General features: G+C 72.3%; 15 protein-coding genes. 1 reads left to right on the top strand and 14 read right to left on the bottom strand.

All coding sequences use genetic code 11. The features are described from left to right. Positions 1-2 precede the first annotated feature (2 nt). From secD to pgsA, 13 genes are all read right to left on the bottom strand, one after another. A complete protein-coding gene (secD, locus tag QWJ13_RS02735; protein WP_432277413.1) occupies positions 3-1811 on the bottom strand; it encodes a protein translocase subunit SecD in 1809 nt (602 codons plus the stop codon). Positions 1812-1960: 149 nt separating this feature from the next. Then, complete coding sequence (gene yajC, locus QWJ13_RS02740; protein WP_316520234.1) at positions 1961-2368, bottom strand: preprotein translocase subunit YajC; 408 nt, start codon at positions 2366-2368, stop codon at positions 1961-1963. Between the two features lie 260 nt (positions 2369-2628). Continuing rightward, positions 2629-3699: a Holliday junction branch migration DNA helicase RuvB gene (gene ruvB / locus QWJ13_RS02745; protein ID WP_316520235.1), complete on the bottom strand. Its 1071-nt coding sequence runs from the start codon at positions 3697-3699 to the stop codon at positions 2629-2631. Between the two features lie 53 nt (positions 3700-3752). Further along, positions 3753-4364: a Holliday junction branch migration protein RuvA gene (ruvA, locus tag QWJ13_RS02750; protein WP_316520236.1), complete on the bottom strand. Its 612-nt coding sequence runs from the start codon at positions 4362-4364 to the stop codon at positions 3753-3755. Continuing rightward, positions 4361-4915 carry a crossover junction endodeoxyribonuclease RuvC gene (gene ruvC, locus QWJ13_RS02755; RefSeq protein ID WP_316520237.1) on the bottom strand — a complete coding sequence of 185 codons (555 nt, stop codon included), beginning with the start codon at positions 4913-4915 and terminating at the stop codon, positions 4361-4363. Before ruvC ends, ruvA begins: the two co-directional genes overlap by 4 nt. A 153-nt stretch (positions 4916-5068) precedes the next feature. Continuing rightward, positions 5069-5827 carry a YebC/PmpR family DNA-binding transcriptional regulator gene (locus QWJ13_RS02760; RefSeq protein ID WP_316520238.1) on the bottom strand — a complete coding sequence of 253 codons (759 nt, stop codon included), beginning with the start codon at positions 5825-5827 and terminating at the stop codon, positions 5069-5071. Between the two features lie 89 nt (positions 5828-5916). Further along, entirely contained in the window at positions 5917-6534 is a 618-nt protein-coding gene (pdxT, locus tag QWJ13_RS02765; RefSeq protein WP_316520239.1) for a pyridoxal 5'-phosphate synthase glutaminase subunit PdxT, read from the bottom strand. A 97-nt stretch (positions 6535-6631) separates the two neighbouring features. Further along, complete coding sequence (gene pdxS / locus QWJ13_RS02770) at positions 6632-7543, bottom strand: pyridoxal 5'-phosphate synthase lyase subunit PdxS (RefSeq protein WP_189916612.1); 912 nt, start codon at positions 7541-7543, stop codon at positions 6632-6634. A gap of 129 nt (positions 7544-7672) precedes the next feature. Further along, complete coding sequence (locus QWJ13_RS02775) at positions 7673-8218, bottom strand: hypothetical protein (protein WP_316520240.1); 546 nt, start codon at positions 8216-8218, stop codon at positions 7673-7675. Positions 8219-8247: 29 nt separating this feature from the next. After that, a complete protein-coding gene (locus QWJ13_RS02780) occupies positions 8248-8616 on the bottom strand; it encodes a 5-carboxymethyl-2-hydroxymuconate Delta-isomerase (protein ID WP_316520241.1) in 369 nt (122 codons plus the stop codon). Positions 8617-8679: 63 nt separating this feature from the next. After that, on the bottom strand, positions 8680-9864 hold the full coding sequence (locus QWJ13_RS02785; RefSeq protein WP_316520242.1) for a glycosyltransferase family 4 protein: 1185 nt from the start codon (positions 9862-9864) through the stop codon (positions 8680-8682). Positions 9865-9949: 85 nt separating this feature from the next. Further along, positions 9950-10921 carry a phosphatidylinositol mannoside acyltransferase gene (locus QWJ13_RS02790; RefSeq protein WP_316520243.1) on the bottom strand — a complete coding sequence of 324 codons (972 nt, stop codon included), beginning with the start codon at positions 10919-10921 and terminating at the stop codon, positions 9950-9952. 16 nt (positions 10922-10937) lie between these two features. Then, on the bottom strand, positions 10938-11585 hold the full coding sequence (gene pgsA / locus QWJ13_RS02795; protein ID WP_316520244.1) for a phosphatidylinositol phosphate synthase: 648 nt from the start codon (positions 11583-11585) through the stop codon (positions 10938-10940). A gap of 236 nt (positions 11586-11821) precedes the next feature. Here pgsA and QWJ13_RS02800 point away from each other — a divergent pair, with 236 nt between their 5' ends. After that, positions 11822-13873 (top strand): elongation factor G-like protein EF-G2, encoded by a 2052-nt coding sequence (locus QWJ13_RS02800; RefSeq protein ID WP_316520245.1) that lies wholly within the window; start codon positions 11822-11824, stop codon positions 13871-13873. A 16-nt stretch (positions 13874-13889) separates the two neighbouring features. On the opposite strand, the gene QWJ13_RS02805 is transcribed toward QWJ13_RS02800, so the two are convergent. Next, on the bottom strand, positions 13890-14300 hold the full coding sequence (locus QWJ13_RS02805; RefSeq protein ID WP_316520246.1) for a thiol-disulfide oxidoreductase DCC family protein: 411 nt from the start codon (positions 14298-14300) through the stop codon (positions 13890-13892). Positions 14301-14307: the final 7 nt, after the last annotated feature.

The following is a 14307-nucleotide window of genomic DNA, read 5'->3' on the forward strand; positions in this document are numbered from 1 at the left end:
TGTCAGGCCTCCTTCACGGCGGCAGAGGAGGGGCTACGGCGACGGCTGCTGCGCAGCGGCGGGCGGGCGCCCAGCCGCTTCGGGTCCAGGCCGGACCACGGGTGGCCGTTCAGGAAGAACTTCCGGCGGGCCAGGAGCGTGATCAGCGGCTTGGTGAAGAGGAAGATCACCACGACGTCGAGCGCCGTGGTCAGACCCAGGGTGAACGCGAAGCCCTGGACCTTGCCGACCGAGACCACGTAGAGCACGGCGGCACAGAGGAAGGACACGAAGTCCGAGACCAGGATGGTGCGCCGGGCGCGCGGCCAGGCCCGCTGGACCGCCGGGCGCAGCGGGGCGCCCTCGCGGACCTCGTCGCGGATGCGCTCGAAGTACACGATGAAGGAGTCCGCGGTGATACCGATCGCGACGATCGCACCGCAGACCGCCGGCAGGTTCAGCGCGAAGCCGATCGCGTTGCCGAGCAGGGCCATGATCGAGTAGGTCAGGGCCGCCGAGACGAGCAGACCGGCGATCGAGACCAGGCCGAGGCCGCGGTAGTAGATCAGCGAGTAGGCGACCACCAGGATCATGCCGATCGCGCCGGCGACGAGGCCGGCCTTGAGCTGGTCGCTGCCGAGCGCCGGGGAGACGGTGGTGATGTCGCTCTTGGCGAACTCCAGCGGCAGGGCGCCGTAGCTCAGCACGTTGGCCAGGTCCTGCGCCTCGGCCTGCGAGAAGCGGCCGGTGATGACCGCGCTGCCGCCCGGGATCGGTCCGTTGACCTGCGGGTGGGAGACGACCTGGTTGTCCAGCACGATGGCGAACTGGTTGGTCGGCGGGGCCTGGGCGGCCAGCTGGCCGGTGACCTTGGCGAAGGCGTCGGTGCCGGTGCCGTTGAACTGGAGCTGGACCTGCCAGCCGGCGCCGGTCTGGGTGTCGATGGTGGCCTGGGCCTTGGAGACGTCGGCGCCCTTCACGGCCACCGGGCCGAGGGCCAGCTTCTCGTAGTAGCCGTTCTCGGCCTTCTGGGAGCAGGCGACGACGGCCTTGTCCTCGGGGCCGGTCTGGGCGGCGCGGGCCTCGGGCTTGGAGCAGTCCAGGGCGGCGAACGCGGCGGCCAGCTCCGGAGGCACGGTGCCCTGGGTCATCGCGGCGCTGATGTCCGCGGCGCTCGGCTGGGTGGCCGCGGCGCTCGGGGCGCCGGTGGCGGCCGGGGCCGCGCTGCCGGTGGCGGAGGGAGCGGCGCCGGAGGCGGCGGCGGTCGGGGTGGCGCCCTCGGCGGCCAGCGCCTCGCTCGCGGCACGGCCCTGCTTGGTGGCGCTCGCGGCCGCGGAGGGGGTGGCGGCCGACGGGGTGGCGCCGGCGGACGGGGTCGCGCCCGGGGTCCCGGTGGCGCCCGCGGAGGGGGTGCCGGTGGGCGCCGGGGCGGTGACGCCGCTGGGGGCCACGGCCAGGACCGGACGGAAGAACAGCTTGGCGGTGGTACCCACCTGGTCCGCCGCGTTCTGCCGGTCGCCGCCCTTGGGGATGTTCACGATGATCGTGTCCGAGCCCTGGGTCTGGACCTCCGCCTCGGAGACACCCATACCGTTGACCCGGCGCTCGATGATCGAGACGGCGATGTCCATGTTGGACTTGTTGAGCGCCTTGGGATCGGTCGACTTCGCGGTCAGCGTGATGCTGGTGCCACCGGCGAGATCGATACCGAGCCGGGGCTTGGTGGTGCCCGTCCCGAACATGAGGGCGACCAGTCCGACGGTGACGACCAGGATGAGGGCCAGTGCCCGCCCTGGGTAGCCGTCGCGCGGGCGCGACTTGGGTGTTGCCACCTTGCTCGTTTCTCCCTGTCCATGCCACTTCCCGGCCGTACCCCCGGCCGGTGCGTTGACTGGACGGGGGTACGGCGGTTCTGCGGCCCTGAGGTCCTGTGGGCTCGCGGCACACTGCGCCGCGCGGCCGGGCGGGTTGCCCGTCCGTACTACTTGCTCGCGGGAGCCCCGCCCTCGGCATCGCCCTTCTCGGCGCTGTCCTTGGTGAGCGTCAGCGGCTTGTCCGCGACCGGCTCGGCGTCGGCGTCCTCGGCCTCCGGCTCGGGCAGCTCGTCATCCGCGGGGCGACCGTTGATGATCGCGTCGTACTCCTGGAAGTCCAGGACGGCCGCGATGGCGCTCTTGGTGAAGTGGGTGACCACGCCCGGCGCGATCTCCAGCTCGACGGTCTCCTCGTTGACCGCCTTCACCTGGGCGTACAGGCCACCGATGGTGCGCACGCCCGCCCCGGGCTCCAGCGACGTCTGCATCTGCTGCTGCTGCTGCTGGCGCTTCTTCTGCGACCGGAACATGAGCACGATCGCGATGATCGGGAGGAGAAGGATGATGAGGTTCACTGCAGCCAGGGTCCTTTACGGGCCGCCGGCCGGCGGCCTGTGTGGTATTGGTCGGCCCGTCAGGTGAGAGGGGCGGTCCGGCGGAGTCTAGGCGACCCAGAATCGATCGGACAACGCCAAGCATCGCATCCTGCCGCCGAAAGTGGCGACCCTCTGCCTGCACTGTTTCCCGGGATGTCGCTCCGGCCCCTTCCGTGTGCCACCAGGGGAGCAACGGGCGGGAGCCGACCGGCCCGAGTCACCCGTTCAGCCGATGGTGGTCAACTTTCGTCGGCGGGGAACAGCTCCGACTGGGCGGGAACGCTTCCGCGAGTGGTCTGGACCGGTGGGGTCAGACCGAGGTGCTGCCAAGCGGCGGCGGTGGCGATCCGGCCGCGCGGCGTGCGCGCGAGCAGGCCCTCGCGGACCAGGAAGGGCTCGGCGACCTCCTCGACCGTCTCGGCCTCCTCCCCCACGGCGACCGCGAGTGTCGACAAACCGACCGGGCCGCCGCCGAACAGCCGCAGCAGCGCGTCCAGCACCGCGCGGTCCAGCCGGTCCAGCCCGCGGGCGTCCACCTCGTAGACGTCCAGTGCCTGGGCGGCGATGCCGGCGGTGACCTGACCGTCGTGCCGGACCTGCGCGTAGTCGCGGACCCGGCGCAGCAGCCGGTTGGCGATGCGCGGGGTGCCGCGCGAGCGCCCGGCGATCTCGGCCGCGCCGGCCGGGTCTATCTCCACGTCCAGCAGCGCGGCCGAGCGGTGCACCACCCGCTGGAGCTCGGCCGGGGCGTAGAACTCCATGTGCCCGGTGAAGCCGAAGCGGTCGCGCAGCGGGGGCGGCAGCAGGCCGGCCCGGGTGGTGGCGCCGACCAGGGTGAAGGGCGGCAGTTCCAGCGGGATGGCGGTGGCGCCCGGGCCCTTGCCGACGATCACGTCGACCCGGTAGTCCTCCATCGCCATGTAGAGCATTTCCTCGGCCGGCCGGGACATCCGGTGGATCTCGTCGAGGAAGAGCACCTCGCCCTCGGTGAGCGAGGAGAGGATCGCCGCGAGGTCCCCGGCGTGCTGGATGGCCGGGCCGGAGGTGATCCGGATCGGGGCGCCCAGCTCGGCGGCGATGATCATGGAGAGGGTGGTCTTGCCGAGCCCGGGAGGCCCGCTCAGCAGCACGTGGTCGGGCGCGCTGCCGCGCTTGCGGGCGGCCTGGAGCACCAGCGAGAGCTGCTCGCGCACCCGCTCCTGGCCGATGAACTCGTCCAGCAGCTTGGGGCGCAGCGCCGCCTCCACCGCCTGGTCCTCACCGTCTGCGGCGGCCGTGACCAGCCGGTCGGCGGGTTCCGAGTCGTACATCGTCGCGGGCTCCAGAGTCTCCGGTGTCGACAAAAGGACAGATCGTCAGTTGGTCAGCGGGTGCGGTTGAGGCCGCGCAGGGCGAGCCGGAGCAGGGCGCCGACGTCCGGCGTGGCCTGCGCCTCGGCCTCCGGAGTGACGGCCGCGACCGCCTCGTCCGCCTCGCGGGCGGCGTAGCCGAGGCCGGTCAGCGCGGAGTGCAGCTGCTCGCTCCACGGCGCCGGACCGGCGGCGATCGGCTTCTGCGCGGGGACGGCGCCGTGCGGGGCGCCCAGCTTGTCCTTGTACTCCAGCAGCAGCTTGGCCGCCTTCGCCTTGCCGATGCCCGGCACGGCGACCAGCGCCTTCTCGTCGCCGCCCGCGATCGCGGCGCGCAGCGCGTCGGGGCTGTGCACGCCGAGGATCGCCTGCGCCAGCTTGGGGCCGACGCCCGGCGCGGCCTGGAGGATCTCGAACACGGTGCGCTCGTCGTCGTCCGCGAAGCCGAACAGGGTCAGCGAGTCCTCCCGGACCACCAGCGAGGTGGCCAGCCGGGCCGGCTCGCCCAGCCGCAGGCCGGCCAGGGTGTTCGGGGTGCACTGCACGGCCATGCCCACCCCGCCGACCTCGACCACCGCGATCCCGGAGGAGATGGCCGCCACCGGCCCTTGCACGAAGGCGATCATCGAACGGTGCCTTTCACGGAAGTGGTACGGGAAGTGGCCTGGGCGGCCCGGACGGCGGCCTCCAGCCGGTTGGACGCCCCACCGCGCCAGATGTGGCAGATGGCCAGCGCCAGCGCGTCGGCGGCGTCCGCGGGCTTGGGCGGCGCGTCCAGCCGCAGCAGCCGCTGCACCATGGCGGTGACCTGCGCCTTGTCGGCCCGGCCGGAGCCGGTGACGGCGGCCTTGACCTCGCTGGGGGTGTGCAGGGTGACGGGTATGCCCCGCCGGGTGGCGCAGAGCATCGCGACGGCGCTGGCCTGGGCGGTGCCCATCACGGTGCGCACGTTGTGCTGGGCGAAGACCCGCTCGACGGCGACCAGGTCGGGCCGGTGCTCGTCCAGCCAGGCCTCCAGGCCCTGCTCGACCTGGAGCAGCCGCTGCCCGATCTCGGCATCGGCGGGGGTGCGCACCACGCCGACCCCGACCATCCGCAGCGGCCGGCCCGGCGCGCCCTCGACCACGCCGACCCCGCACCTGGTCAGCCCCGGGTCCACGCCCAGTACCCGTACCACTAGCCCCGACTCCCCGCTCTTGCCGCACACCGCCGCAACTCGCAGCGAAGGACCTCCGCAGGCTACCGCCCGGGTCCGACAACCCGACCGACGACACCGGCCCGGTGGTCCAGGGACCACCGGGCCGGGCAGTGAGAACGGTCACGCGGGCCGTTACTCGGCGTCGAGCTGCGCACCGACCTCGTCGGAGATGTCGAAGTTGGCGAAGACGTTCTGCACGTCGTCGCTGTCCTCCAGCGCGTCGATCAGCTTGAGGATCTTGCGGGCGCCGTCGACGTCCAGCTCGACCTGCATGCTGGGCAGGAAGTTGGCCTCGGCCGAGTCGTAGTCGACGCCGGCGTCGACCAGCGCGGTGCGCACGGCGACCATCTTCGAGGCCTCGGAGACGATCTCGAACGTGTCGCCGAGGTCGTTGATCTCCTCGGGCTCCTGGTCGAGGACGACCTCGAACAGCTTGTCCTCGTCCACCCCGTCGGCCTTGGGGACGATGACGACACCCTTGCGGGTGAACAGGTACGACACCGAGCCCGGGTCGGCCATCGAGCCGCCGTTGCGGGTCATCGCGACGCGCACGTCGGAGGCGGCGCGGTTGCGGTTGTCGGTGAGGCACTCGATCAGGACGGCGACGCCGTTCGGGCCGTAGCCCTCGTACATGATGGTCTGGTAGTCGGCGCCGCCGGCCTCCAGGCCGCCACCGCGCTTGACGGCGCGGTTGATGTTGTCGATCGGGACCGAGCTCTTCTTCGCCTTCTGGATGGCGTCGTAGAGGGTCGGGTTGCCCGCCGGGTCGGGACCGCCGGTACGCGCCGCCACCTCGATGTTCTTGATCATCTTGGCGAAGAGCTTGCCGCGCTTGGCGTCGATCACGGCCTTCTTGTGCTTGGTGGTAGCCCACTTAGAGTGGCCGGACATCGCCAGCTCCTTTACGTCGCCAAAGGGAAATGAACAGATGAGATCTTACCGGTGTCGCCACCGGTGAGGCGCACACGGTCGGTACCGGCCTACTTACCGGCGAGGTGCTCCTCGACCATCCGCACGAAGTACGCGTGCACCCGGTGGTCGCCGGTCAGCTCCGGGTGGAAGGACGTGGCCAGCAGGTTGCCCTGGCGCACGGCCACGATCCGGCTCTCCGGGCCGTCCGCGGCGGGCAGCTGGGCCAGCACCTTGACGCCCGCGCCGACCGCCTCGACCCAGGGGGCGCGGATGAAGACGCCGTGCACCGGCGCGTCGTCCAGGCCCGCGAACTCGATCCCGGACTCGAAGGACTCGTTCTGGCGGCCGAAGGCGTTGCGACGGACCGTCATGTCGATGCCGCCGACGGTCTCCTGGTCCGCGCGACCGTCCAGGATCTTGTCCGCCAGCATGATCATGCCCGCGCAGGTGCCGTAGACCGGCATCCCGGCGGCGACCCGCTCGCGCAGCGGCTCCATCACGCCGAACAGCAGCGCCAGCTTGGACATCGTGGTGGACTCCCCGCCGGGGATCACCAGCGCGTCGACCTCGGCCAGCTCCTCGGCGCGGCGCACCGGACGGGCGAGCGCGTCGGCCTCGGCCAGCGCCACCAGGTGCTCGCGGACGTCGCCCTGGAGGGCGAGGACGCCGATGACAGGAGTGCTCACGGTCTTCAAACCTCTATCGATCGTTACGACGGACTACGTGGCGCGGCCCGCCGCGCACCGAGGCGCTGCGGCGGGCCGGCCCAGGGACTGCGGGCGACTACCAGCCGCGCTTGGCGTAGCGCTCGGTCTCCGGCAGGGTGTCGCAGTTGATGCCGACCATGGCCTCGCCCAGGTTGCGGGAGGCGTCCGCGATGACCTTCGGGTCGTCGAAGAAGGTGGTGGCCTTCACGATGGCGGCGGCGCGCTTGGCCGGGTCGCCCGACTTGAAGATGCCCGAGCCGACGAAGACGCCCTCGGCACCCAGCTGGCGCATCAGCGCGGCGTCGGCCGGGGTGGCCACGCCACCGGCGGAGAACAGCACGACCGGCAGCTTGCCGAGCTCGGCGACCTCCTTGACCAGCTCGTACGGGGCGCGCAGCTCCTTGGCGGCGGCGTACAGCTCGTTGTTGTCCAGGGCGCGCAGCTGGCCGATCTCGTTCTTGATCTGGCGCAGGTGGCGGACGGCCTCGACGACGTTGCCGGTGCCGGCCTCGCCCTTCGAGCGGATCATGGCCGCGCCCTCGGCGATGCGGCGCAGGGCCTCGCCCAGGTTGGTGGCGCCGCAGACGAAGGGGGTGGTGAAGGCGAACTTGTCCGAGTGGTTGACCTCGTCGGCCGGGGTCAGCACCTCGGACTCGTCGATGTAGTCGACGCCCAGCGACTGGAGCACCTGGGCCTCGACGAAGTGACCGATGCGGGACTTGGCCATCACCGGGATGGAGACCGCCTCGATGATCTCCTCGATCATGTTCGGGTCGGACATGCGGGCCACGCCGCCGTCCTTGCGGATGTCCGCCGGGACCCGCTCCAGCGCCATGACGGCCACCGCTCCGGCGTCCTCGGCGATCTTGGCCTGCTCGGCGTTGACCACGTCCATGATCACACCGCCCTTGAGCTGCTCGGCCATGCCGCGCTTGACCCGGGCGGTACCGATCTGCGGCTGGTCTGCGGTGGTGGGGGTGGTGGACACGTGAGACCTCACTCGAAGATGAATCAGTGCTATCGCCCTATGGTAGGCAGACCCCATGGCCCCTCCATGCGCCACCAAGTCCACCCAGAACGACGGGATACGACAAACAGGCCGTATCCGGGTGACACCCTAAGCCGGAGCCCCTTCGGGGATGAGGGCGGGCGGGGGAGCATCGTCCATCTCGAACGCCATCGGGAACGGCGCCTTCCCCGCCAGCCGGAAGTAGCGCACCAGCCGGTGCTCGCGCACCGCCCGCGCCGCCCGCACCGCGTCGTTGTGGAACCGGCGGGCCATCGGCACCCGGCGCACCGCGGCCGTCAGATCACGAACCGCGTCCTCGCCGCCCGGCTCCGCCACCAGCGCCGCCATCTGCTCCGGCTCCTCGAACACCGCCCGCAGCGCCAGGCTCAACTGGCTCTCCGCCACCTCGCGCTGCTCGTCCTCCGCCTGCCGGGCCGCGTGCGCCGCGTCCAGCAGCAGCAGCGAGGCCGCCGGGTCCAGCAGCGAGGACGTCGCCAGCTCCAACGCCACCGAGGCACGGCGGACCAGCTGCGCGTCCAGCGCCGCCCGCGCGGCGTCGATCCGGGCGTGCAGCCGGTCCAGCCGGCCGGCCGTCCAACTCAGGTACATGCCGAACAGCACCACGGCCACGCCGGCCCAGATCCAGGTAGTCACGAGCCGCTACGTTACCGGGTGTCACCGGTTCAGCCCCAGGCGGTCGCGTTCCGGTAGCAGTCGCGGTCGATGTCGGCGATGTTCACCGCCGTGAACAGCCGGGTGCCCGGCTTCGGCCGGACGTACCGGGCCAGCAGCTCCAGCACGCCCTCGCTCAGCGCCGCCTTCGCCTCCCGCGTGCGGCCCGGGAAGATCTGGAACTCCACGAACACCTGGGTGTCGGTACCGGCCCCGCTGGTGCCGACCACCAGCACCTCGCTCTGCCGGAACACCGTCTTGCAGGACTCCGGCTTCGCGTCGATCGTCTCCTCCGCCAGCCGGTTGATCGCCAGAGCGAGGCCCCGACGGTCGAAGGTGCCGGCCAGGTCGGCCGAGTAGTCGACGGATATCTGCGGCATCGCTGCCCCCGTGGATCGCAGTGGTACGGACGGGCCCGACCCTAACTCCTCAGATGAACGCCACTAGTCGCGGGCCAGCCCGAACCGGCCACGCCGACCGCTGCGCACATCCTCCTCGACCACCGCCACGTGGCCGGCCGTCACCGTCTCGTACACCGCCAGGATGTCCGCGCCGACCGTCGACCAGTCGAACCGCCGCACGTGCCGCGAGGCCGCCTCCCGCAACGCCTCCAGCCGCGCCGGATCGCCCAGCAGCCGCAGCGCGGCACCGGCCAGCGCGTCCGCGTCCTCCACCGGGAACAGCTCCCCCGCGTCCCCGCCGTCCAGCACCTGCTTGAACGCGTCCAGGTCGCTCGCCAGCACCGGCGCGCCCGCCGACATCGCCTCGACCAGGATGATCCCGAAGCTCTCGCCACCGGTGTTCGGCGCCACGTACAGGTCCACGCTGCGCAGCAGCCGGGCCTTCTCCTCGTCGCTCACCATGCCGAGGAACTCCACCTGTCGGCGCACCTCGGGGGCCAGGCCCGCGACGGCCTCCTCCTCGTCGCCCTTGCCCGCCACCAGCAGCCGCACCCCGGGCCGCTCGGCGAGGATCTTCGGCAGCGCCGCCAGCAGCGTCGGCAGGCCCTTGCGCGGCTCGTTGATCCGGCCGATGAAGCCGATCGTGCCCGGCTCCCCCTTCGCCGCGCCGCCCGTCCAGCGCTCGTCCGGCTCGGCATCGGCGAAGAAACCCACGTCCACGCCGTTCGGGATCACCACCGCGTCCCCGCCCAGGTGCTCCACCAGGGTGCGCCGGGCGTACTCCGACACCGCGATCCGGGCCTGCATCTTCTCCAGCCCCGGCTGGAGGATCGGCGAGGCCGCGATCATCATCCGGGAGCGCGGGTTGGAGGTGTGGAAGGTCCCCACCATCGGCCCGATCGCCGACCAGATGGCCAGGACCGACAGGCTCGGCGCGGCCGGCTCGTGCACGTGCAGGATGTCGAAGCGCCCCTCGCGCAGCCACCGCCGCACCCGCGCCACCGACATGATGCCGAAGCTCAGCCGCGCCACCGACCCGTTGTACGGCACCGCCACCGTCCGCCCGGCCGGGACCACGTACGGCGGCAGCGCCTCGCCGTCCTCGGCCGGCGCCAGGACCGACACCTCGTGCCCCAGACCGATCAGGTGCTCGGCCAGGTCCCGGATGTGGAACTGCACCCCACCGGGGACGTTCCAGTCGTACGGGCAGACGATGCCGATCTTCACGGGTTCCTCAAGCTCCTTCGGACAGTCGTACAAGCGGGCCCAAGGGTCCAGGGCTACGGGGCTCCAGGGCTCCAGGGCCCGGGCGTTAGGACCCGGAGGCCTCGGCCGCGGGCTCCGGCGCCACCGCCGCGCCCGGCGCGGCCTCCCGCGCGCGGTCCCTCACCGTCTCACGGCCCGGCAGGTCGGCCGGCCAGAACTTCTGGAGCATGTGCCAGTCCTGCGGGTGCTCGCGGATGCCCGCCTCCCACACCCGCGCCATCGCCTGGGTCATCTCCCGGGTGCGCTCCTTGCGGTCGCCCTCCTCGGGCACCGGCACCTCGGGGTGTATCTGCGCCCGCATCAGCGGGCCGTCGTACCAGAGCGTCACCGGCAGCAGCGCCGCCCCGGTCCGCTGGGTCAGCGCCGCCGGCCCCGCCGGCATCCGGGTCGGCTCGCCGAAGAACGACACCTCGATGCCGGCCTCCGACAGGTCCCGGTCCCCCACCAGGCAGACCAGTCGGCCCTCGCGCAGCCGCCGCGCCAGCGTGCCGATCACGTTCACCGAGCTGCCGGTCAGCGCCAGGACCTCCATGCCCTGGCCCTCCCGGAACTCCACGAACCGGTCGAACAGCCGCTCCGGCTTCAACCGCTCCGCGACCGTGGTGAACGGATGGCCCTGCTGCGCCACCCAGGTCCCCGCGAGGTCCCAGTTGCCCATGTGCGGCAGCGCCACCAGCGCGCCCCGCCCGGCCTCCATCGCCGCCAGGACGTGCTCGAAGCCCTCCACCCGGACCTCCCGGGCCACCCGCTCCCGGCTCCACACCGGCAGCCGGAACGACTCCATCCAGTAGCGCATGTACGAGCGCATCCCGGCCCGGGACAACTCGCGCAGCCCGGCCTCGTCCAGCTCCGGACGGACCCGGCGCAGGTTCGCCTCCAACTGGAGCACCCGCTTGCCGCGCTTGCGCCACGCGTAGTCCGCCAGCCGCTCGAACAGCCTCCGGGCCACCCCCTCCGGCAGGTGCTTCAACAGCCCCCACCCCAGCGCGTACGCCCAGTACACCAGTCGGTCCGTCACCGCAGGACGCCCCCCATCAGCTCCCGGCCGCCGCTCGGTCGGCCTCGAACGCCTCCCGGCGCACGGTCAGCACCCGCTGGAACACCGTCACCAGGCTGCCCGCCGCCACCAGCCACAGCGCCACCGGCAGCAGCCACTCCACGTACGGCACACCGAACGTGTGCAGACCCGCGACACCGGCCGCCACCAGGCTGGCCACCAGCCGCTCGGCCCGCTCCACCAGCCCCGACACGTCGCACGGCAGGCCCTGGCTCTCCGCCCGCGCCTTGGTGTACGACACCACCAGCCCACTCGCCAGGCAGAAGATCGCCACCGCGCACAGCAGGTTGTCGTCACCCTTGCCCGCGTACCACATCGCCAGGCCGCCGAAGATCGCCGCGTCCGCGACCCGGTCCAGGGTGGAGTCCAGGAACGCCCCCCACTTCGAGCTCCGGCCCAGCTGCCGGGCCATGTTCCCGTCCACCAGGTCCGAGAAGATGAACAGGGTGATCGTGATGGTGCCCCAGAAGAACTCCCCACGCGGGAAGAACACCAGCGCACCGGCCACCGAACCGGCGGTACCGATCAGCGTCACGGCGTCCGGGCTCACACCCAGACGGATCAGGAACGCGGCGAACGGGGTCAGGACACGTGTGAAGAAGGCACGCGCGTATTTGTTGAGCATGGCCTTCCCAGCCGCTCCGATTTCTCCCGGATACCCGCCTGGCGCAACACGCGCAGCAGACGACCGGACGGATCAGCCCACCCGGCGCACCCATCGTAGCCACGCCGCGGACGCCCTCCGGCGCACGCACCGCCGGACTCCGCCCCCGCGCGCACACGCACCGTCACCGAGCACCCTCGCGACTTCCCCACCTAGACTGCGAGGGACCAGCCTCGGCGCCACGGGAGGAGACCCCGATGCCCGACCGCAGCACGGCACGAGCCGGCCAGGCACCCGCCGTCACCGGCCCGAAGGACCTGCGCAACGTGGTCCTCATCGGCTCCAGCGGTGTGGGCAAGACCACCCTCGCCGAATCGCTCGCCCTCGCCGCCGGCGCCACCGGACGGGCCGGCCGGATCACCGACGGCACCACCGTCTCCGACCACGAGGACATCGAGCACCAGCAGCAGCGCTCCGTCCAGCTCGCCCTCCTTCCCCTCGAATGGAAGGGCGTCAAGATCAACCTGATCGACCCGCCCGGCCACCCCGACTTCACCGCCGACCTGCGCGCCGCCCTGCACGCCGCCGACGCCGCCGTCTTCGTCGTATCCGCCACCGACCCGGTCACCGCCCCCACCCGCGCCCTGTGGCGCGAATGCGCCGCCGAAGGCATCCCCCGCGCCATCGCCGTCGCCAAACTCGACCTCGCCCGCAACGGCTTCGACGACATCCTCACCGCCTGCCACGACGCCTTCGACCTGGGCCCGGACACCCTCCGCCCGCTCTTCCTGCCCGTCCTCCACGACGGCCGGCCCGACGGCAGCGTCGACCTCCTCACCGGCGACACCTACGGCGACGCCACCCCCCTGCCCGACACCGCCCCCGCCCACGACAGCCTCGTCGAGGCCATCTCCGGCCAGGACGACACCCTCATGGAGCGCTACCTCTCCGGCGACCCGCTCGACACCGACTCCCTCGAAGCCGGCCTGCGCCGCGAAGTCCTCTCCTGCGCCCTCCACCCCGCCGTCCCCACCAGCGACAACGGCCTCGGCGCCGCCGAACTCCTCGACCTCATCGCGCACACCTTCCCCGACCCCACCGAACGCACCCGCCCCGCCCCCGACTGCGACCCCGACGCCCCGCTCGCCGCCCAGGTCGTCCGTGTCACCTCGGACGCCTACGTCGGCCGGATCAGCCTGCTGCGCCTGTACGCCGGCACCCTGCGCCCCGACACCAAGATCCACCTCGACGGCCCCACCCACACCGCCGACCAGAACGGCGACGAACGCGTCACCGCCCTCACCAGCCCCTTCGGCAAACTCCAGCGCCCCGTCCCGCACGCCGTCGCCGGCGACCTCGTCTGCGCCGCCAAACTCACCACCGCCCACGCCGGCGACACCGTCCACGACCCCGGCCGCCCCGTCACCCTCGACGGCTGGAGCCTGCCCGAGCCACTGCTCCCGATCGCCGTCGAAGCCCACAGCAAGGCCGACGACGACAAGCTCTCCCAGGCTCTCTCCCGCCTCACCGCCGAGGACCCGGCCCTACGCCTGGAACAGAACCCCGACACCCACCAGCTCGTCCTCTGGTGCACCGGCGAGGCCCACGCCGAGGTCGTCCTCGACCGCCTGCGCACCCGCCACGGCGTGAACGTCGACACCGTCGAACCCAAGGTCGCCCTGCGCGAGACCTTCGGCACCGCCGCCGCCGGCCACGGCCGCCTGGTCAAGCAGTCCGGCGGCCACGGCCAGTACGCCATCTGCGACCTCGAAGTCGAACCCCTCCCGGCGGGCTCCGGCTTCGAGTTCCAGGAACACGTCGTCGGCGGCGCCGTCCCCAAGCACTTCATCCCCTCCGTCGAGAAGGGCGTCCGCGCCCAGCTCGCCAAGGGCGTCAGCACCGGCCACCCGCTCGTCGACGTCCGGGTCACCCTCACCGACGGCAAGGCGCACTCCGTCGACTCCTCCGACGCGTCCTTCCAGAACGCCGCCGCCCTCGCCCTGCGCGACGCCGCCGAGCACGCCGTCATCCGCCTGCTCGAACCCGTCGCCGCCGTCAGCGTCCTGCTGCCCGACGACTACCTCGGCGCCGTCCTCGGCGACCTCTCCGCCCGCCGCGGCCGCGTCCTCGGCACCGAGACCGGCGGTACCGGCCTCACCCTGCTGCGCGCCGAGGTCCCCGAGCTCGAACTCGTCCGCTACCCGATCGACCTGCGCTCACTCACCCACGGCACCGCCGAGTTCTCCCGCGCCTACCTGCGCCACGAACCCATGCCCGCCGCCCTGGCCGAGCGCTACACCGCCGACTGAGGCTTCCGACCGCACTTCATCGCCTGGGCAGCGCGCACGCCGCCGTACCCCCCGGCATCCGGTGCCGGTTGCGCGCCACCCACCGGTACGCCAACCCCGCCGGCGGCCGCACCGGCGCCGCCGTCAACACGGCGCCCAGGTATGCCCACGCCCCGCCGGAGCGCATCAGCAGCCGCGCAACCGCCTGCGCGCCCCCGTACACCCGCCCGTTCGGCGTCACCCAGAGCACCTCGCGCTCGGCCCGCTCGGCCGACACCTCGCCCCGGCCGCCGGCCCGCCCGTCCAGCCCCGCCAGATCCGCGAACTGGAACGGCACCGCCTCCCAGCCCCCCGAGGCCAGCGTCTGCCGCAGGTACCGCTCCGCCCAGCGCACACAGGACGAACAGAACGCGCAGTCCCCGTCGAAGACCAGCACCGGATCCTTCACGGCCGTT

It is taken from the genome of Kitasatospora brasiliensis, assembly GCF_032654805.1.
In the GTDB taxonomy this organism is placed as follows: domain Bacteria; phylum Actinomycetota; class Actinomycetes; order Streptomycetales; family Streptomycetaceae; genus Kitasatospora; species Kitasatospora brasiliensis.

What these genes read in the sequence shown, in the direction of transcription:
- ruvB (WP_316520235.1), bottom strand. Translation starts at nt 3,699, where the DNA reads ATGTACGACTCGGAACCCGCCGACCGGCTGGTCACGGCCGCCGCAGAC.
- ruvA (WP_316520236.1), bottom strand. Translation starts at nt 4,364, where the DNA reads ATGATCGCCTTCGTGCAAGGGCCGGTGGCGGCCATCTCCTCCGGGATC.
- QWJ13_RS02760 (WP_316520238.1), bottom strand. Translation starts at nt 5,827, where the DNA reads ATGTCCGGCCACTCTAAGTGGGCTACCACCAAGCACAAGAAGGCCGTG.
- QWJ13_RS02780 (WP_316520241.1), bottom strand. Translation starts at nt 8,616, where the DNA reads ATGCCGCAGATATCCGTCGACTACTCGGCCGACCTGGCCGGCACCTTC.
- pgsA (WP_316520244.1), bottom strand. Translation starts at nt 11,585, where the DNA reads ATGCTCAACAAATACGCGCGTGCCTTCTTCACACGTGTCCTGACCCCG.
- QWJ13_RS02800 (WP_316520245.1), top strand. Translation starts at nt 11,822, where the DNA reads ATGCCCGACCGCAGCACGGCACGAGCCGGCCAGGCACCCGCCGTCACC.